A 19269-nucleotide genomic window follows, 5' to 3' on the forward strand; every position below is an offset into this window, starting at 1 on the left:
GTCGATACTTTGAGCAGGATAAGCTTCGTAAAATGAACTGGAAGGGTTTTTCACAGATGCGACGCTGGTGGGCGAGCTGGAAGGAGCGGATCGGAAGGCCGGGCGACTGCGCGCTGGTGCTCAGTGGAGGTGGGGCGCGCTCGGCCTATCAGGCGGGTGTGCTGCACTACATCGCCGAAGCGTTTCCGGACCGGGCCTTTACGATCATGACGGGTGTGTCGGCGGGGGCGATCAATGCGGCACAACTGGCCAACCATACGGGCACGTTCCCGGAAGCGGCTGCCCGGCTGGTGCAGACCTGGCGGGCCGTGCGCCTCGAAGACGTGATGGAGCCGGAATCGCGCTGGAAGGTGCTGCGCACGCTACTGCGGCGAGCCCGCTCGAACGGAGAACAGCCGCTCCCGGAAGACACGCTGCGGGGCCTGGTGGACAATGCGCCGCTGCGGGCCTTTCTGAAGCGCCATCTGCAGACGACCGACGGCCGGCTGCACGGCGTGGCCTTCAACCTGAAGCGCGGCACGCTCCGGGCCTTTGCCGTGACGACCACCAACTACTCGACGGGGCAGTCGGTCACCTGGGTGGAAGGCCGCGACATTCACGACTGGGAGCTACCCGATCGCCGGGGTGTGCGGACTGAACTGACCGTCGAGCACATCCTGGCGTCGGCCGCGCTTCCGCTGGTCTTTCCGGCCATCAGGCTGGGCGACGCCTGGTACGGCGACGGGGGTATCAGTCTGCTGACGCCGCTAGCGCCGGCCATTCATCTGGGCGCCGATGCCATTCTGGCCATCTCGACGCGCTACAAGCGCAGCCAGGCGGAAGGCGATGCGCACGACGTGGCGGGCTACCCGCCGGCCGCGCAGATCCTGGGCCTCATGCTCAACGCCATCTTTCTGGACACGCTCGACCAGGACGCAGCCATGCTGGAGCGAATCAACCGCCTGGTGAAGAAACTTCCCCCGCACCGACGCGACGGACTCCGGCCGATCCGCCTGTTGATCCTGCGGCCTTCGGTAGATCTGGGCAAGCTGGCCGCCAACTACCGACCGCCGCTCAAGGGAGCGCTCCGCTTTCTCACCTGGGGGCTGGGGGCTACCGAGACGAAGACGCCCGACTCGCTCAGCATGATGCTGTTCGATCCGGGCTACATTGCACAACTGCTGGAGATCGGCTACGAGGATGCCCGGCGCCAGCACGACCGCATCGCCGCCTTTCTGGAGGGCGCACCGCGGCGGCCGCCCGGCAACGGACACCCGGCCGAAACCCCGGAAGTCAGTGGCGCGGAAACACCACCCGCAGTCCGATAAAGGCCGGGGGCGGCGCCGGCACTTCCTTCGTGCGTGGATCGCGTACCGTGACGGCCGAGGCGCCGGAGGGTTGCAGGCGACCGTCTTCGCCTACCGCCCACTCGGCCACGTTGCCGTCCAGGTCGTACAGCAGCGGCGCGTCCGGGTCTTTTGCGTTACCCGGTGGACGTGATCCGACGGGCAGTAGCAGTTCGTCCGGCCGAAAGTCGGCCAGCACGTCTTCCAGTTGTCGGCGCTCGTCCGGGTTGGGCGTGTAGCCCAGCCAGTAGGCCAGCGTGTTTTCTGAAGCGCCGGCTTTCCGCTGCAGCTTTTCCAGTTCGGCCACGGTGGGCAGCCGGTAGGGCTGGCCGGTCTGGCGGCGGAGCCAGGCCACGTAGGCGCGCGCTTCGTCGGCCGTGATGCCGCTGGCCGGATAGTTTTCGGTGCCGGGCGGCACGGGGTAGTCCGGCTTGAAGGCCCGGAACTGCGCCCGCGTCACCTCGAAGCGGCCGACCCACAGCGTGTCGTCCAGTCGAACCATTTCCGGAAGCAACATGCCGTTCTGTTCGACCCCGTAGCGTCCGTCGGCCGTCCGGGCGATCCGGCGGGCCCGCAGCTTCAGCGCCAGCGGGGCGCTTTCGGGCAGCACGCGCCGGCGCAGGCGCTCGGCCATCGACGTGCGGCCGAACAGGTAGGTGTCGGCCCAGGCCAGGTCTTCTTCCATCTTGCGCTTCTGATGCGAGGGACGCCGGAAGCCGTGCGGCTCGCCGGGATACAGGATGAAGCGGACAGGCGCCTTCCCCAGCTGCTGGAGCGCCCGGTAGTGTTGCCAGCCCTGCTCGGTGGGCACGGCCGTGTCCTGATCGCCGAAGTGAATCAGCGTGGGGGTGACGACCCGGTGCAGCCGGAAAAGCGGGCTTTTGGCGATGTAGTGGTCCAGACGCTCCCACGGCGGCCCGCCGAAGTAGGAATCGTCGAAGCTGACGCCGAACGCGCAGTTGCCGTAGTCCGAGATCCAGTTCACATCGCCCGCGCCCGGCATGGCCACCTTGAAGCGCTCCGGATACTCGACGGTCAGTGCGATGGTCAGGATGGCCCCGTTCGACCAGCCCATCACGCCCAGCGAGTCGGGATCGACCAGCCCCTGCGCTACCAGGTGCTCGATGCCCTTGATGATGTCGGGCAGCTCCAGCTCGTAGTAGCGTCCTTTGATCGACTCGACGAACTCCAGCCCGTGGTGGCCGCTCCCGTGGTAGTTGGGCCGGAGCACGAAGGCACCGCGCTGGGCCCAGAGCGGCGGATAGACCGTCCAGTCGGCCCGCCAGGCGTCCAGATCGACGCCGCTGGGTCCACCGTGAATGACCACCATCAGCGGATGGCGGCGGCCCGGCCGGTAGTTGAAGGGATAGTACAGGATCCCGTTGACCGTGTCGCCTTCGGCGCCTTCCCAGTAGATCACCTCGGCGCGGGGGATGGGGTAGTCTTTGAGGTAGGTATTGAGGCGCACGAAGGGCCGAACGTTGGTCAGCCGGCCGCGGCGGTAGGTGCCTACCAGATATTGCGGCAGCGAGTCGGCGCGGGAGTACACGAAGGCGATCGTGTGGCCGTCGGGGCCGATCCGGATCGACGTGCTGTGGCGCAGGCGTGCGTCCGAAACGGGGTGGGTACGCCAGCCATCGGCCGTCTTTTCGTAGAAGCGAGGCTCCATACGCGGACCGGCCGCCAGTTGCACATGGACGCCGCCCTCGGTCACCTGGTAGCCTCCGTAGCCGACGCCCGCGTCCCAGCCGAGCGGCACTTCCGTGTAGGTACGCCGGGCGACGTCGAAGTAGTAGAGCTTCGTGATCCCGGCGCCTTCGTTTTCTGGATCCGAGGAGAACTCGTCGCTTGCATAGAAGCCGGACCCGTCGCGCGTCCACACGAAGCGTTCCGGATCAAAGTAGCGCTCGGCGAAGATCTCGACGGTCTCGTTGCGCTCAAGGTCCAGCAGGTACTGGCGGGGCTGGTGCCGCGCGTCGGCATCGACCGGATGTGGATCGATGCTGTAGACGATAAAGCGTCCCGTCGGATTGACGGCAAATTCCAGGATTTCTCCTTCGTTTTCCGTCAGCCGCTCGATTTTCTTCGAGTCAATGGCTATGCGGAAAAGCCGTACGGGGTAGAATTCGGTGGTGTCCTCGACGGCCTGCGCGTCGTCTTTCTGCTTTTTGCGCTGCTGTTCGTCGTAGGTGGGCGTTTCGCGGGCGGCAAAGACCAGTCGCGTGCTGTCGAACCAGGCGAAGTCCTGCACCGGCACGTCCAGTTCGGTCAGGCGGTAGGGCTCGCCGCCGAAGGTGTCGAGCAGCCAGAGCTGGCTTCCCTGTGTTTTGTCGTCGTCGTCGGTCTTACGCGACGAGAGAAAAGCAATGTAACGGCCGTCCGGGCTCCACTGGGGGTTGTGGTTGTTGCCGCTGCGCGTGAGCTGGACGGTCAGTGGCAGCCCGTCGGTGCCTTTCTGGTCCAGATAGGTCAGAAACAGGTCGGTCTCGAAGCGATCTTCGTCGAAGTTGGCCCGGCGGCGCACCCACACGATGCGCCGCCCGTCGGGGGCGATCTCCAGGTCGGTAAGCGTCTCCTGACGCAGGATGTCCTCGACGGTCCAGGTGTGCTTCGACTGGGCGTGGGCCGCAAGCACAGAAACAAGCACAGAAAGCAGCAAAAAGGCCAGGCCGATTCCAATTCGCCGCAGCATGACTTCCGGTAGGCTTGTCGCTGTCAGGGGACGGGCTTAATCTACAAAAGCGCCCGATTCGATGGGGGCAAGTACCTGGCGGCACAGATCCAGGAAGAATGTTTTTTCATCGAAGCGGGCGCCGGGGCCGATGCGCACGCCTACCTGGCGCAGGTGATCAACCCGCAGCGTGCCCAGAAAACGGCCCCATCGGGCGCTCCGGACCGAGACGTAGCCGTCGTTGAGGCCTTCACGTTGGTAGATGTAGCGGGCCAGCGGGGCGATGCAGGGCGTGATGGGTACGTCGGTGCCGGGACCGGCTATGCCCGCCCAGGAGAAGCAGGGGACGTCCGGGTGATCGGGCACCTCCGCGTTGAACACTTCGGTCACGTAGGCCGGGGTCAGTTGTGCGACGGTATCCAGCAGGGCGGTGGGCTCGTCGGGCAACAGCAGGTGGCTGAGGCGTCGGGCCAGGCGCTCCAGCCAGCGCCGCACGGTTGCGGGACGCTTCAGCACCAGCTCGGCCAGTGCGGTGCCCCGGTGGGGCGTGGCGATCGTGATCAGCGAGGCGACGTGCCGGTAGCCGTCGAGTCGGGCGATCAGGTAGCGGGCGTCGAGTCCCCCCATGGAATGGGCGACCAGGTGAGCTTTCGGGGCGCGTGTCTCCTCAAGGACGTGCTGCAGGTATTGCCGCCAGCGCTCGGCGCGTCGGGCCATCGGCGCGTACGGGGCCACGTTGGGGGCGTAGGCCCGGATGCCGTGCCGCCGCAGGTGTTCGGCAATGGGATGCAGCTGGCTCGGACGCCAGGGCAGGGCCAGTGCCCCCAGTCCGTGCATCAGCAGCACCGGATAGCGCAGGGGCACGACCGGCGGCTCAGGAAAAGCCGGTGCCCGGATCCGGAGGCGTGCCGCACCCATAGGCTGGCTTCAATCGTTGATCGCGCTCTGGGCCAGCTCCCGGTAAAACGCCTGCAGCACGTAGAAGGCCTGCTTGCGCTGACCGCGATCCGAGATCACGCCCTTCCGGTTCCAGTAGTCCTGAATGCGCGCCAGCGGTCGCCGCGGCGAGCGAAAATCCTTCAGAATCCACGGCGACATGCCCACCAGAAACGGAATCCGCCGCAGCATGGCGATCTGTTCCCGGTAGAGCCGCGCCTGGTACTCCTCGGTCCAGATCTGCTCGGCCGGCCCGTGAAAGCCCGCCTTCGCCCCGCCGCCCCACTCGCTCATGATGAGCGGCTTGTCGTAGGCGTTTTGCCAGACCACGCGCCGCGCCTTCTCGGGCGGCCCGTCGTACCAGCCGATGTACTCGTTGTTGCCCAGCACGTCCAGGTAGCGGCTCAGTTCGTCGTCGATCACGATCGTCGTGTCGTTCACGTAGCGGTGCTCCAGCGCGGCCGTTACCAGCCGCGTCGGGTCCAGCCGACGTGCCTCGTCGATCAGTGTGCGCAGAAAGCGCAGCCGCGCCTCGCCGCGCGGCGTCTCGTTGGCCACCGACCAGAGAATCACGGCCGCCCGATTTTTGTCGCGTGTGATCAGCTCACGCAGTTGCTGACGCGCCAGCTCCAGCGTGTGCGGGTTCTCCCACTGGATCGTCCAGTAGACCGGAATCTCGGCCCACACCAGCAGGCCCATCGCCTCGGCCGTGCGTACCATGGCTTCGTTGTGCGGATAGTGCGCCAGCCGCACGAAGTTGCAGCCCAGCTCGCGCGCCCAGCCCAGCAGCACGCGGGCGTCCTCCTCGGAAAAGGCCCGCCGTCCCTCGAAAGGCGCCTCCTCGTGGATCGAAATGCCCCGCAGAAAAATGGGGCGGCCGTTGAGCAACAGCTCGGTGCCCCGGGTCTCGATCGTCCGAAAGCCGATCGAGTCGACCACGGTCTCGTAGCGCGTGGCCAGTTCGACCCGGTAGCGGCGCGGGTGCGCTGGACTCCAGCGCTCGAGCCGCTCCGGCACACGCAGCCGGAACGTACCGCGACCGCTCGTGTCGGGCCGGATCGTCTGCACAAGCCCCAGCTCTGGAAGGCGGAGCGTCACCGTCAGCGTGCGCTCGGGACCGTCGAGCTGCACCCAGCCCGCAAGAAACGACGGGTCCGCCGGATCGAGCTGCACGAAATAGTCGCGCACGAACGTGCGGGGCGTCTCCACCAGCAGCACGCGCCGCGTCAGCCCACCATAGTTCCACCAGTCCATGTTGTCGGTGGGGACGCCCTCGGCGCGGCGACGGTTGTTCACGTAGACGACCAGATCATTTTCGCCGTCGCGGACAAGCTCTGTGATTTCAAAATTGAACGGGGTAAAGCCGCCTTCGTGGCGGCCCAGCACCTGACCGTTGAGGGCCACGATGGCCTCGTAGTTGGCCGCCCCGAAGTAGAGAAACAGCCGCCGATCGGCCGGGAGGCGATAGGTGAAAGTGCGCTGGTACCAGACGGTGCCCTCGTAGAAGAAAAGTTCGGGGCGCTGGCTGTTCCAGTCGCCGGGCACCTCCAGGCGCGGGGCGTCTTCGAAGCTGTACTCGATGCGATCGGCCGGATGCTGGGGGCGGCGGTGGCGGAAAAAGCCGTTAGGGTCGGGCGTGTTGCGGTAGGTGCGGTAGCCCACGTCGTAGGGATCGACGATGGCGGCCCAGCTTCCATGCAGTGAGGTGGTCCGGCGGCCGTCCACGTTGATGATGAGCGGGTCAGGCTGAGCATGGGCGGCCCCGACCAGCCAGCCCAGCAGAAGCAACAGAAAGTAGCGGCGCATGGCTTCGATGAAGGGAAAGATTTCTTACAGCGGCTCCTGTCGAAGCCTACGCAATTTTGCGAAAGGAATCAACGTACCGGTTAATGCACCAGCCAGAGCAGCAGGGCGACGGCGAGTGGCACGCGCAGGTTGTCGTTGAGCGGAAGCGGCAGCACTTCCAGCACGGTGGCCAGCAGGGCGGCCAGCACGGCGTGCAGCGGGGGGACGGGAAAGAAAAGGGCCGTGAGCAGCGCCGCGCCGAAAAAGGCGAGCGACCCTTCGATGGTGCGGCGGCTTCCGGGCCAGCGGTGGCGTCCGAAGCGGCGCCCCACGACGGCCGCGGCCGCATCGCCCACCATGAAGACGGCAAAGGCCGTGGCGGCCAGCGGCAGTGGAAACAGCGTGGCCAGCAGCGCGCTGGAGAGCAGCACCCAGGTGGCGCCGTTGATGGCGATGGGACCGCCGGGCGGCGGCAGTTCCTCGGGGCGCATCATACCGCCAAAGATTTCTCGGATGAAGCGGTGAAAGGTCGGCCAGCGGGCGCGCAGCACATCGGCCCCGAGGGCCGCCAGTGCCAGTGGCCAGAGCACGGCCAGCGCCGTCGGGCGCGTCACGTGCAGCATGCCGATCGGGATGCTCAGCGCCAGCAGGTGCAGCGCCTTGCGGAGCAACTCGCCCCGATAGGACAGAGACGCGGTCTGTGGGACTTCCGCCATGGTCGTTGCGGCAGACGGTACGAGCCTGTCAACGAAACGCAACGATCTTCGGTTCGGATTTAACGAAAAGGGAACCCGACCCGCTGCTTTTCGATAGGCTCAGCGCTTTCACACCGATGTTTGAGAAATGCCCATGACGGATTTCCCCCCGCTTCAGAACGATCTGTTGCTCCGGGCGGCGCGGCGCGAGCCGGTCGAGCGCACGCCCGTCTGGATCATGCGGCAGGCCGGCCGCTACCTTCCCGAGTACCGGGCACTTCGAGCCGACGAGGCCTTTTTCGACGTGGTGCGCACGCCGGAGCTGGCCACCGAGGTGACGCTGCAGCCGCTGCGGCGCTTTCCGCTCGATGCGGCCATTATTTTTTCCGACATCCTGGTGGTGCCGCAGGCGCTGGGGCTGCGCGTGGAGATGATCCCGGGCCGCGGGCCGTACTTTCCCGATCCGCTGCGCACGGTTGAAGACCTGCGGCGGCTCCGGCGGCCGGATGTGCGCGAGGCGCTGCGCTATATGCTGGAAGCGATCACGATGACGCGGAAGGCCCTGGCCGGTCGCGTGCCGCTCATCGGCTTCTGCGGAGCGCCCTGGACGCTCATGGCCTACATGGTGGAGGGCGGAGGCAGCAAGACGTTCGCCCGCGCCAAGGGCTGGCTCTACCGGCAGCCCGAGGCCAGCCACCGACTGCTTTCGCTGCTGACCGACGTGCTCGTGGAGTTTCTGATCGCACAGATCGACGCGGGGGCGCAGGTGGTGCAGGTGTTCGATTCCTGGGCCGGCGTGTTGAGCCCGGACCTGTTTCACACCTTTGCGCTTCCGTACCTGCGCCGCATCGGCGGGGAGGTCGGGAAGGCCCGGCCCGAGGTGCCGCGCATCGTGTTCGCCCGGGGTGCCCATGCATCGCTGGCCGAACTGGCCGAGGCAGGTTACGACGTGGTGGGGCTCGACTGGACGATCGACCCGCGCCAGGCCCGACAGCTGACGGGCGGACGTGTGGCCCTGCAGGGCAATCTGGATCCCTGCGCGCTGTATGCCGAGCCCGAGACGATTCGCCGGCTGACGCACCGGATGCTCGAAGCCTTCGGGCCGCGTGGGCACATCGCCAACCTGGGGCACGGCCTGCACCCCGACCACAACCCCGATCACGTGCGCGCCTTCGTAGAAGCCGTGCACGACTACGTACCGGTGGCTTCGGAATGAGTTATGCCCGCAATGAATCCTGACGCTAATTGAGCTGTTTTTTGAATGCAAGCTCGATTTCAGATGAAGACGGTGTCCGAGATGAACCAGCTCAGGCCGCTGTCGGTGGAAGAAATACGGTGCATTCTCGCCGGAGAAATGCCTTTTTTGAAGGAGAGATTTCGTGTTAAATTTGTTGGACTGTTTGGCTCGGTAGTGCGTGGAGAAGCGGGGGAGCACAGCGATCTGGACGTGCTGGTCGAGTTTGAAGAACCGCCAACGCTGTTTCAGTTTGTGGAGTTGAAGGACTGGCTGAGTCGGCGGTTGGGGTGCAACGTGGATCTGGTTATGAAAAGCGCGCTTCGGCCGCATATCAAACAGCATATCCTGCAGGAGGTGGTGGCCGTGTCAGCTACCCACGACTGAAGTCGTGGGCTTGCCCTCCCGACCACCGGCCGGGATAGCACCAGGGGCCGGCTGACAACGACCCATGCCCTCAGAGCCCGCTCTTCGGGCAAGGTTCAGCGCCGCTACCACGTCCGCATTGTGCTGAAATCCACACGCCCGGCATCGAAACAGCCGCCCACTCCGACGATTGCGTCGATCAACGTGCCCACAACACGGACATGTCTGGCTCGTATGCGCCGGGTCAACCACCACCACCCGCACCCCCTTGAGCCGGGCCTTGTATTCCAGCAAGCGCCGAAACAAACCGTACGGCCACAACTGGTGCAGGTGGCGCGCCGCTTTGCCCTTTCGCTTCGTACGTCCGCGAAGACCGCGAAGGTCTTCGATCGCCAGCACATCGCCGGGCGCAAGGCCGTCCACAATGCGGCGACTCGCCTCATGCAACACCTGCCGCACAAAGCGCCGCTCCCTCCCCGAAAGCCGTGCCCACAGCCGCCTCAGCGACCGGGTGCGTTCGGAAGGGCGATCCAGCTTCGAGCGGATCTCGGCGCGTTTTGCGCGGTAGTGGAGCCGCTTCGTCTTGAGCGCGCCCCCGGACAGACGCTCGCCCGTCGAAAGCGCCGCCAGGTGACGTTGCCCCAGATCGACGCCCACCACCCGACCGGTCGGCAATGCTTCCGGCACCGCAACGCGAACGGTCAGGTGGACATACCAGCGTCCGCGTCGGTCGCGAAGCAGCCTCCCACCCTGCACACTGCGCGCCCGAGCAAGCCAGTAGCGATGGTATGGACTCAGCCGCATGGGAATGCGCAGGCGCCCGTGCGTAGTCGAAAGGCTGACGCTTTCGCCTCGCAGCGAGAGCGTGCGCTGGTCATAGTCACAGGAGGTGGGGCGGTAGTGCTTTGCGCGATGCCCTTTGCGCCTTCCCACGCGGGCGATGGCCCGAATGGCCAGGTTGGCCGACAGGCCCAGCGCGCGGAGTTGTCCATAGACGAGCCGCTGGAGTTTGAACTTGCTGAAGGTGCGGCATGCACGGGCCACCTCCAGCGTCAGATTGCACGCCTGCGCGAAGCGCTCGAGGGTTTCCTGGAGGGCGTCGGCTTGCGCGGGCGTGGGCTCAAGCCGTGTGCGCAGCGTCAGCGTCTGCATGGCGGCGAGCGTTTGTGGGGAGGTTATGATGCGCTGGTGTCAACGGTATGTCATGGGCATGGGGCAATTCCTCTCACGGCTGAAGCCGTAGGCTTCCCTGCCCAGGTCATCATCGTAATTTGGCAGCTGTCGCAGCGTGTCCGGCAACTCCTGGCAGAGCTTTCGGGCGAGTAGCTACGAAGCAGCAGAAGAGACGGGCAGCACGATCGTAAACGTGCTGCCCTGGCCGGGGGTGCTGTCGACTTCGATCCGGCCGCCCAGGCGCTCGACGATCTGCTTCGTGATGGCCAGGCCCAGCCCGCTCGACGGTTCGTCGCCGGTGGGTTGCGCCGAAAGACGCTGAAAATACCCGAACAAGCGCGCACGATCGGCTTCGGTCAGGCCGGGGCCTTCGTCTCGGACACTCAGCCGCACCGCGTCGGTATGGCGGGCGAGTTGTACTGTGATACGCTTGCCGAAAGGCGTGAACTTGAGCGCATTGGTGAGCAGGTTCGTCAGGGCCCGCCGCAGTTGCTCGGGATCGGTCTCCACCACGCAGGATCCTGCAGACGGTGCCAGGAAAACGAGTTGCTGCTGCTTACGGGTGGCGCGGTCCTGATGGAAGTGGACGGTTTCGGCGACCAGTTCGACCAGATCCACGCGCATGCGCCGGAAGGTAACCCGCCCGCTTTCCAGTGCCGAGGCGGTGATCAGCTGCTCGATGGTGCCCAGCATGCGCTGACTGGCTGCTTCGGCCAGTTCGAGCAGTTCCCGGTGGGGGCTGTCGGGCGGAAGCTCCTCGCGTACGGTCTGGATCAATCCCTGCACGCTGCTCAGTGGATTGCGCAGGTCATGGGCGGTAGCGCCCAGCAGGTGGGTTTTCAGCGCATTGATTTCCTGAAGGTGCCGCTCGGCGGCCTCGGCCCGGGTGCGGTCCAGCAGGGCCTGCGCGCGTTCGCGCGTCAGCAGGCGGATGCGGGCGCCCAGTGCCAGCGACAGGAGCAGCGCCTCGGCAGCCGAACCGAACTGGGCGCTGTAGCGGGTAACCGGCACGACGGGCAACAGGCCCCACCAGGTGGCCACGTACACTACAAGCCCGAGCACGAAGGGCAAGGCAGCCAGCAGGTAATAGCGGGCCAGGGGATGGTCGCGGCGATGGGCCTGCCAGCCGGCCCCGAAGCCGAGCAGCGCCGCCATCAGCGCGGCCAGGGCGGCAAACTGTTCGGCCAGCACCCAGTAGCCGAGCAGGCCCAGCAGAGCGGGGAGCGTCAGCAGGGCCATCAACAGGTGCAGCAGCCGATGGTAGATTGGCGCATAGCGCGACGTTTCCAGAAAGGAGACCGTGAAGCACAGGTAACCGAGCCCGGCCCCCAGCAGCAGGTAAAAGTCGATCGCGTGGGGATAGGCGCGCTCGGAGGACCAGAACAGATCGGCCAGGTAGCCCGAGGCCGAAAGCCAGAACAGCGCCAGCAGGGCCGTCAGCATTACGTAGTAGAGATAGCTTCGCTCGCGCACCACCAGAAACAGAAACAGATTGTAGAGCGCCATGGCCAGCAGCAGCCCCGCCAGCAGACCCTGCACCACGCGATGGGAACGTTCGGCCGCCAGGGCTTCGTCGATCGGATGCAGCCGGATCGGCACCGGAACGCCCGGCGAGACGTAGCTGACGAAGTTGTGCCGGACGCGCAGGTACAGGTGATGCGGCACGCCCGGCGTAAGGTGCAGCGAAAGATAGGGCGGCCGGAAGGTGGCAATGTCGCGCGCTCGGGGCGGTACCAGAAAGCCCGTGCGCAGCGTGTCGCGAGGCGGCAGACGGCCGTCCACCAGCACGTAGCCGGTCACCTGATCGGCCGGAATCTCGACCAGCCAGTGCGAGAGCCCCGGCGCGGCGACCAGCTTCAGCCGGAGCCAGTACGTTCCCGGTGGTAGATCGGGCGTCAGGCGAGCCGGAGAGCGCCAGGCGTCGGACTGAAGGACCTGAGCAAGTGTCAGCGTATCGGTGGGATCGATAAGCAGCGCCGCATAAGGCTCTGTCACCGATACGATCCCGGCATGTTCAAGGCGAAGAACAGCAGGCTGTGCCGCATTACCTGAGGGCAACAGGATAAGGAACAACAGAATGGAGCCGGGCGGCATTTACGAACATCTCCCGCCAGGGTACCGGCTTTCGTCCGCGAATACACCTGCTACCCGCAACCGAAATGGAAGGTTCTCGTTGATGTGTGTCGAACGAAACTTCGGAAGGGAAGACGCCATGCTGGAGGTAGCGGAACTCCCTGTGCTGTACCTGGACAACCACCTGCTGGTCATCAACAAGCCCTCGGGATTGCGCAGTCAGGGCGATCGGAGCGGGGCGCCGACCGTGCTCTCGCTGGGCAAGGCGCTGATCAAGGAGCGCTTCAACAAGCCCGGGAACGTCTATCTGGGACTGGTCCACCGGCTGGATGCGCCGGTGTCGGGCGTGATGGTGCTGGCCCGTACGTCCAAGGCGGCCGCCCGGCTGATGCAGCAGTTTCGGGAACGCACGGTGGAAAAGGTGTACCTGGCGCTGGTGGAAGGCGAGCTGGAAGGCAGCGGCACCTGGGAGGATTTCATGGCGCCGGCCCGCGACCACATGCGCCTGGTGCCGGAAGACCATCCGTTCGGGAAACGAGCCGTTCTGCACTGGCAAGCGCTCATGACGCGCAACGGGCTGACGCTCATGCGCCTGGTGCCCGAAACCGGCCGCAAGCATCAGATCCGGGTGCAGCTGGCCTTCCGGGGCTATCCCATTCTTGGCGACCGGCGCTACCGGGCTCGGCGCTGGCTGGCGCCCGGACAGATGGCGCTGCACGCCTGGAAACTGGCACTCACGCATCCGACCCGCCGCGAGCGCATGCAGTGGACGGCGCCCGTGCCGCCGTTCTGGGATGAAGCCTTCCGGCTGCGCGTCGATCGACTGCTGGCCTATCTGGAATCCGCCGGTCCCGAGGGCATCCGGTAACCGTGCACTTCCTCGGCGCAGACGGCCGGGGCCGGTACGACGCAGACCTCTTCGTCGCGGAACGGATCGACCACGATGGGAATGTGCTGATAGGTCTCGAAGCGGCCGGCTCCGCGCTGAAACTGCCGCCCGATCGCCTTGCACAGCCGCCGATAGGCCGTACGGCCTACCAGAATGTAGCGGGCTTCGTGCCCGGCTTCCTGAAGTTGCCGTAGGCTGTCATGGATGAACGGCAGCATTTCGTCGTCATTCGGCGTATATTCCAGAACCGTCATAAGCCCCAACCTGTGTTGATCGATGATGATGGATGATCACGCCCGTGTTGACCGGTTGCGCAAAGAGCCGCGCACCGATATTCCGATGGCGCATCGCGTGCAGCGCTTTGTCGAAGCACTGCAGCATCACATCTGCAAGGCCATAGAAGACGCCGACGGTGCCGCACAGTTTCGGCGAGATCCCTGGAATTATCGCGAAGGAGGCGGCGGACTGACCTGCGTGCTGGAAAACGGTGCTGTCTTTGAAAAGGCGGGCGTCAACACGTCGGCCATCTGGGGAAAACTCACAGAGCGAGCGGCCCGGGCCATCGGCGTGCATCCCGGCCCGTTTTTCGCCACGGGCCTTTCGCTGGTCATTCATCCCCGTTCGCCCTACGTCCCCAGTGTCCACGCCAACTTTCGCTACTTTGCGCTGGGTGAAGACCTGTTTCATCCGGAGGATCAGTGGTTCGGTGGTGGCGCCGACCTGACGCCCTACTATCCTTTTCTGGAAGACGTGCAGCACTTCCACCGCGTCTGGAAAGAGGTGTGTGATCGGCATCCGGGCGTGGCCGATTATGCGCGCTTCAAGGCGGCCTGCGACGCGTATTTCTACCTGCCCCACCGAGGCGAAATGCGCGGCGTAGGCGGCATTTTCTACGACTATCTGCGCGACGATCCTGAAGGCGCGTTTTTCTTCACCCGGGAGGCCGGCCGTGCCTTCCTGCGTTCATACCTGCCCATCGTCGAGCGCCGCAAGGACATCCCCTACGGCGAGCGCGAGCGGCACTTTCAGCTGTTGCGACGTGGCCGTTATGTGGAGTTCAATCTGATCTACGACCGGGGGACCCGCTTCGGACTGGAGTCGAACGGCCGCACCGAAAGCATCCTGATGAGTCTACCGCCCGAGGCGCGCTGGCAGTACGACTGGCGTCCGGTGCCCGGATCGCCCGAAGAGGCGGCGCTCTGGTTCTTCCAACCGCGCGACTGGCTGGCGCTGACCGAGGCCGACGTGCCGCAGCCGTAGCTTGTCTGTATTTTGAATTCTCTGCACGCAGCGCTGGCTATTAACAATCTGGCTACAATTTGCTAACTTATGGCCGGTTCTGACAGGCCGGAGGGTTGTCCTCATAACGTTCATGACAGGTACGACGGAAGCGCGGCGCGCCTGGCGTACGCCGGAGATTGAAGAGCCGACCAACCGGTATTTCATTCATCCGCTGAGCTGGGCGCTGGTGCAGCGGCTGGCGCGCTGGGGCGTGCATCCCAACACGGTCTCGCTGGTGGGGCTGGCCCTTGGAGCTGGTGCTGCGTTCGCCTATTACCACTACACCTCCTGGCAGGCCTGCGTGCTGGGCTTTCTGCTGATGATCGGCTGGCACGTCATGGACGGTGCCGACGGCCAGCTGGCCCGCCTCACCGGCCGCACTTCCGAGATCGGCAAGGTACTCGACGGCCTGTGCGACCACGGCACATTTGTGCTGATCTACATCAGCCTGGCGCTGGCGACCTATCCGTCGGCGGGCTGGATCGCCTGGGTGCTGGCCGTACTGGCCGGCGTTAGCCATATCGTGCAGGCCAGCACCTATGAGTTTCAGCGGCAATCCTACGACTACTGGGTTCACGACAAGCAGAGCGCGCGGCCGGTCACACCCGAAGCCTTTCGTGCGACGCTGGCCGAAAAACGCGGACTGGCTCGATGGATGGGCCAGCTTTACCTGGTCTACCTACGCGTGCAGTATGGCGTGGGCGCGGCTGATCTGGAGCTGATGCGGTTGCTGGAAGAGGCGCTTGAGAAATTTTCATATCCCCAGAAGGCGCGCCAGATGTACCGCTACGTGCACCGGCCGCTGGTGCGGCGCTGGGCGATTATGAGCTCGAACTACCGCACGCTGGCCATTTTTATCGCCTGCCTGTACGGCAGACCGCTGGCTTTTTTTATGTTTGAACTGGTGGTGCTCAACCTGATCTTTCTGCTGCTGGTCGTGCAACTGCGGATTCGGAACCGGCGCTTCCGATTGTGGTTGCGCCGCCATCTGGAAGGAAAGCCGGCAGATGCCTGGCTGCAACGGTAATTCGTTCACCATCCTGAAGAGGAGCCATCCATGAGCGAAGCTGTTTCGATCGCGCCCCCGGAGGGCAAGTTGCTGGTGCTCACGCCGGGGCTGGGCGCCGTGGCGACCACGTTCATTGCGGGGGTCGAGGCGGTCCGGCAGGGACGGGCTCGACCCTATGGATCGCTGACGCAGATGCAGACGATCCGGCTGGGGCGTCGCTCGGCCGGACGCAACCCGCTGATCAAGGAGTTCCTGCCGCTGGCCGAACTCGACGACCTGGTCTTCGGCGCCTGGGACATCTTCCCGGACGATGCCTACGAGGCGGCCATGCGCGCCCAGGTCCTTGAAGAGCGCGACCTGAAGCCGCTCGAAGACTTCCTGCGCACGATCCGGCCCATGCCGGCCGCCTTCGACCGCCAGTACGTGCGGCGGCTCGACGGGCCCAACGTCAAAAAGGCCCGCACGAAGAAGGAGCTGGCCGAGATGCTCCGCGAGGACATCCGGCGCACGCTTGAGGAGACCGGCGCCAGCCGGGCCGTCATGATCTGGTGCGGCTCGACCGAGGTGTACACGCGCCCGTCGGACTGCCACCGCTCGATCGAAGCCTTCGAGGCGGGCCTGGAAGCCAACGATCCGTCGATCACGCCCTCGCAGCTCTATGCCTACGCGGCCATCATGGAGGGCGTACCCTACGCGAACGGCGCCCCGAACCTGTCGGCCGACGTGCCTGCTCTTGAGCAACTGGCTGAGGAGAAGGGTGTGCCCATTGCCGGCAAGGACTTCAAGACCGGCCAGACCATGCTCAAAACGGTGGTGGCGCCGGCCTTCAAGATGCGCATGCTGGGCGTGCGCGGCTGGTTCTCGACAAACATCCTGGGTAACCGCGACGGCGAGGTGCTCGACGACATCGACAGCTTCCGCGCCAAGGAGGTGACCAAGTCGGGCGTGCTCGACACGATCCTGCAGCCCGATCTCTACCCGGAACTCTACGGCAACCTCTACCACAAGGTGCGGATCAACTTCTACCCGCCGCGCGGTGATGCCAAGGAGAGCTGGGACAACATCGACATTTTCGGCTGGATGGGCTACCCGATGCAGATCAAGATCAACTTCCTGTGTCGGGACTCCATCCTGGCCGCGCCGATCGTGCTGGACCTGGCGCTGTTCCTGGACCTGGCCGCCCGGGCCGGGCTCAAGGGCATTCAGGAGTGGCTCTCGTTCTACTTCAAGAGCCCGCACGTGCAGGAAGGCCACGTACCCGAGCACGACCTGTTCATCCAGCACATCCGGCTGAAAAACACGCTGCGCGTGCTGGGCGGCGAGTCGCCCATCACGCACCTATCCGAAGAGTTTGAGCTGTACGAGAACCTGAGATGATTCAGAATGGAGCAGGACCCCGGACGGGCATCGTGCTGGCGGCCGGGTTGGGTTCGCGGCTGGCCGGTGCCCGCCCGGGGTTTCAATTGAAACCCCTGACCCCGGTGGCTGGCATGCCGCTGATCCTCCGCACGCTGCGAAGCGTAGCGCTGGCCGGCTGCCGGGAAGTGGTCATCGTCGTGGGCTACCACGGCGAGGAGGTGCAGGAGGCGGTCCGCCGCCACTACCACGGGCCGCTCCGGGTGCACTTCGCCCACAACCCGCACTACGAACTCCAGAACGGCCTGTCGGTGCTGGCCGCGCGGCCATACGTGCGTGAGGCCCCTTTTCTGCTCACCATGGCCGATCACGTGCTGGGGGACGAACTCATGGCGCTGGTGCGCACGCATCGGCCCCCGAAAGACGGCGCTACGCTACTGGTGGACTACCGCATCGACCAGATCTTCGACCTGGATGATGCCACCAAGGTGCGCGTTGAGGACGGCTGGATCGTGGACATCGGCAAGCATCTGACCGACTTCAACGCCATCGACACGGGTGTCTTCGTCTGCACCTTCGCCTTGATGGACGCGCTGGAGGCCGTCTATCGGGAGCAGGGCGATGCGTCGCTCTCCGACGGCGTACGCCGACTGGCCCGCGCCCGCCGCATGGCCGCGCTCGATATCGGCGACGGCTTCTGGCAGGACGTCGACACGCCCGAAATGCTCGCCTACGCCGAGCGCCGCCTGCTGGAAATGGCGCGATCCGAGTCCTGAACAAAAACGGGGCAAGGCGTGTTGGCCTTGCCCCGTTTTTCTGCTACGCCATTTCCGGCTACACCTTCACCACGCGCGGGCCGGCTTCGGCCACTTCGCGGGAGCAACCGGCGCGGTACTTCTCGAAGTTCTGAGCGAACAGCCGCGCCAGTCGATCGGCCATCTCGTCGTAGGCCGACGGATCACTCCAGGTGTTACGTGGCTGCAGGATTTCCTCCGGCACGCCCGGGCAGCGCGTGGGGATGGCAAAGCCGAAGCGTTCGTCCACCACGGTGGGCATCTCGGCCAGCGTGCCGTCGTGGATGGCGTCGATGATGGCCCGGGTATGGGCCAGCTTGATGCGGTGGCCGACGCCGTAGGGGCCGCCGGTCAGCCCGGTGTTGATCAGCCAGGCCTGCGTGTTGTGACGCCGCATGCGCTCGGCCAGCATCTCGGCATATTTGAACGGATGCCACACCAGAAAGGCGGCGCCGAAGCAGGCCGAGAACGTAGCCTGCGGCTCGGTCACGCCCACCTCGGTACCGGCCACTTTGGCCGTGTAGCCGCTGATGAAGTGGTACATCGCCTGTTCGGGCGTCAGGCGGGCCACCGGCGGCAGTACACCGAAGGCATCGTAGGCCAGAAAGATGATATTGCGCGGGTGGCCGCCCATGCAGGGAATCTTGGCGTTCTCGATGAACTCGATGGGGTAGGAGGCGCGGGTGTTCTCCGTGATGGAGGCGTCGGCGTAGTCCACCTCGCGCGTTTCCGGATCGTAGACGACGTTTTCGAGCACGGTCCCGAACCGGATCGCGTTGTAGATCTGCGGCTCGCCTTCGGGCGAAAGGTTGATCACCTTGGCGTAGCAGCCTCCCTCGATGTTGAAGACGCCTTCGTCCGTCCAGCAGTGCTCGTCGTCGCCGATAAGGCGGCGCTTGGGATCGGCCGAAAGCGTGGTCTTGCCCGTGCCCGACAGCCCGAAAAACAACGTCACGTCGCCGTCCGTTCCTTCGTTGGCCGAGCAGTGCATCGAGAGCACACCGCGCAGCGGCATCAGGTAGTTCATCACGGTAAAGACGCCTTTTTTCATCTCCCCGGCGTACTCCGTGCCGAGGATCACCATCTCGCCCCGCTCGAAAGAGAGATCGACGCTCGTCTTCGAGGTCATGTGCGAGGTGTAGCGGTTGGCCGGGAAGCGCCCCGCGTTGAAGATCACGTAGTCCGGCTCACCAAACTGGGCCAGCTCCTCGCGGGTGGGGCGAATCAGCATGTTGTGCATGAAGAGGGCATGGTAGGGGCGCTCGCAGATCACCCGCACCTTGATCCTGTACTTGGGATCCCAGCCGGCAAAGCCGTCGATCACGTAGAGCCGTTCCCGGGTGTTCAGGTAGTCGAGGGCCCGCTCGCGGTTGATCAGGAACGTGTGCTCGTCCAGCGGGATGTTGATCGGACCCCACCAGATGTTTTCCTGGCTTTCCGGGTGTTCGACGATGCGCTTGTCGGCCGGGCTGCGTCCCGTCTTGGCGCCGGAGGTGCAGGCCAGTGCCCCGCTGCTGACGATGGCCGCCCGGGCGTCGTAGCGTACCGCCTCCTCATAAAGCACCGCCGGAGAAGGATTCCGCAACACGTGCGGTACATGTAATCCGTAGCTGGTCAGGTCCATGGTCGTGTTCATTTTTGATATGAATTCAAAGCAATGTCCCGGTTTTCTCGTTATGCTT

General features: G+C 65.1%; 16 protein-coding genes. 8 read left to right on the forward strand and 8 right to left on the reverse strand.

What is annotated here, in order from left to right; all coding sequences use genetic code 11:
* Window positions 1–56: 56 nt before the first annotated feature.
* Window positions 57–1307 carry a patatin-like phospholipase family protein gene (locus tag GYH26_RS06255; protein WP_174238459.1) on the forward strand — a complete coding sequence of 417 codons (1251 nt, stop codon included), beginning with the start codon at window positions 57–59 and terminating at the stop codon, window positions 1305–1307.
* On the opposite strand, the gene GYH26_RS06260 is transcribed toward GYH26_RS06255, so the two are convergent.
* The 4 genes from GYH26_RS06260 to GYH26_RS06275 form a co-directional block, all read right to left on the reverse strand.
* A complete protein-coding gene (locus tag GYH26_RS06260; RefSeq protein WP_161540919.1) occupies window positions 1273–4017 on the reverse strand; it encodes a prolyl oligopeptidase family serine peptidase in 2745 nt (914 codons plus the stop codon). The genes GYH26_RS06255 and GYH26_RS06260 overlap by 35 nt on opposite strands.
* Window positions 4018–4053: 36 nt before the next feature.
* Window positions 4054–4914, reverse strand: a complete 861-nt coding sequence (locus tag GYH26_RS06265; RefSeq protein ID WP_161540920.1) for an esterase/lipase family protein — start codon at window positions 4912–4914, stop codon at window positions 4054–4056.
* A 9-nt stretch (window positions 4915–4923) separates the two neighbouring features.
* Window positions 4924–6738, reverse strand: coding sequence for a glycoside hydrolase family 2 protein (locus tag GYH26_RS06270; RefSeq protein ID WP_161540921.1), 1815 nt, complete (start codon window positions 6736–6738; stop codon window positions 4924–4926).
* 80 nt (window positions 6739–6818) lie between these two features.
* A complete protein-coding gene (locus GYH26_RS06275) occupies window positions 6819–7433 on the reverse strand; it encodes a diacylglycerol/polyprenol kinase family protein (protein ID WP_161540922.1) in 615 nt (204 codons plus the stop codon).
* Between the two features lie 133 nt (window positions 7434–7566).
* Here GYH26_RS06275 and hemE point away from each other — a divergent pair, with 133 nt between their 5' ends.
* Window positions 7567–8628 (forward strand): uroporphyrinogen decarboxylase, encoded by a 1062-nt coding sequence (hemE, locus tag GYH26_RS06280; protein ID WP_161540923.1) that lies wholly within the window; start codon window positions 7567–7569, stop codon window positions 8626–8628.
* A 63-nt stretch (window positions 8629–8691) separates the two neighbouring features.
* Complete coding sequence (locus tag GYH26_RS06285) at window positions 8692–9033, forward strand: nucleotidyltransferase family protein (protein WP_174238075.1); 342 nt, start codon at window positions 8692–8694, stop codon at window positions 9031–9033.
* On the opposite strand, the gene GYH26_RS06290 is transcribed toward GYH26_RS06285, so the two are convergent.
* Together GYH26_RS06290 and GYH26_RS06295 are read right to left on the reverse strand one after the other, a co-directional pair.
* Window positions 9016–10164 carry an RNA-guided endonuclease InsQ/TnpB family protein gene (locus tag GYH26_RS06290; protein WP_161540925.1) on the reverse strand — a complete coding sequence of 383 codons (1149 nt, stop codon included), beginning with the start codon at window positions 10162–10164 and terminating at the stop codon, window positions 9016–9018. The genes GYH26_RS06285 and GYH26_RS06290 overlap by 18 nt on opposite strands.
* A 174-nt stretch (window positions 10165–10338) precedes the next feature.
* Window positions 10339–12180: a sensor histidine kinase gene (locus GYH26_RS06295; protein ID WP_242006620.1), complete on the reverse strand. Its 1842-nt coding sequence runs from the start codon at window positions 12178–12180 to the stop codon at window positions 10339–10341.
* Window positions 12181–12397: 217 nt separating this feature from the next.
* Between GYH26_RS06295 and GYH26_RS06300 the strand changes: the two genes are divergently transcribed.
* Window positions 12398–13126, forward strand: a complete 729-nt coding sequence (locus GYH26_RS06300; protein WP_242006621.1) for an RluA family pseudouridine synthase — start codon at window positions 12398–12400, stop codon at window positions 13124–13126.
* Here GYH26_RS06300 and GYH26_RS06305 read toward each other — a convergent pair.
* Window positions 13090–13401, reverse strand: coding sequence for a family 4C encapsulin nanocompartment shell protein (locus GYH26_RS06305; RefSeq protein ID WP_161540928.1), 312 nt, complete (start codon window positions 13399–13401; stop codon window positions 13090–13092). The two genes, GYH26_RS06300 and GYH26_RS06305, sit on opposite strands and share 37 nt — an antisense overlap.
* A 25-nt stretch (window positions 13402–13426) precedes the next feature.
* Here GYH26_RS06305 and hemF point away from each other — a divergent pair, with 25 nt between their 5' ends.
* The 4 genes from hemF to GYH26_RS06325 all read left to right on the forward strand — a co-directional run bounded on the left by hemF (window position 13427) and on the right by GYH26_RS06325 (window position 17569).
* Window positions 13427–14407, forward strand: coding sequence for an oxygen-dependent coproporphyrinogen oxidase (gene hemF, locus GYH26_RS06310; RefSeq protein ID WP_197738560.1), 981 nt, complete (start codon window positions 13427–13429; stop codon window positions 14405–14407).
* 112 nt (window positions 14408–14519) lie between these two features.
* Complete coding sequence (locus GYH26_RS06315) at window positions 14520–15455, forward strand: CDP-alcohol phosphatidyltransferase family protein (RefSeq protein WP_161540929.1); 936 nt, start codon at window positions 14520–14522, stop codon at window positions 15453–15455.
* 30 nt (window positions 15456–15485) lie between these two features.
* Complete coding sequence (locus GYH26_RS06320; protein WP_161540930.1) at window positions 15486–16814, forward strand: inositol-3-phosphate synthase; 1329 nt, start codon at window positions 15486–15488, stop codon at window positions 16812–16814.
* On the forward strand, window positions 16811–17569 hold the full coding sequence (locus tag GYH26_RS06325) for an NTP transferase domain-containing protein (RefSeq protein ID WP_161540931.1): 759 nt from the start codon (window positions 16811–16813) through the stop codon (window positions 17567–17569). The genes GYH26_RS06320 and GYH26_RS06325 overlap by 4 nt, the downstream gene beginning before the upstream one ends.
* Window positions 17570–17627: 58 nt before the next feature.
* Here GYH26_RS06325 and pckA read toward each other — a convergent pair whose 3' ends face one another.
* Window positions 17628–19223: a phosphoenolpyruvate carboxykinase (ATP) gene (gene pckA / locus GYH26_RS06330; protein WP_161540932.1), complete on the reverse strand. Its 1596-nt coding sequence runs from the start codon at window positions 19221–19223 to the stop codon at window positions 17628–17630.
* Window positions 19224–19269 lie beyond the last annotated feature (46 nt).

Source organism: Rhodothermus marinus (assembly GCF_009936275.1).
Lineage (GTDB): Bacteria > Bacteroidota > Rhodothermia > Rhodothermales > Rhodothermaceae > Rhodothermus > Rhodothermus marinus_A.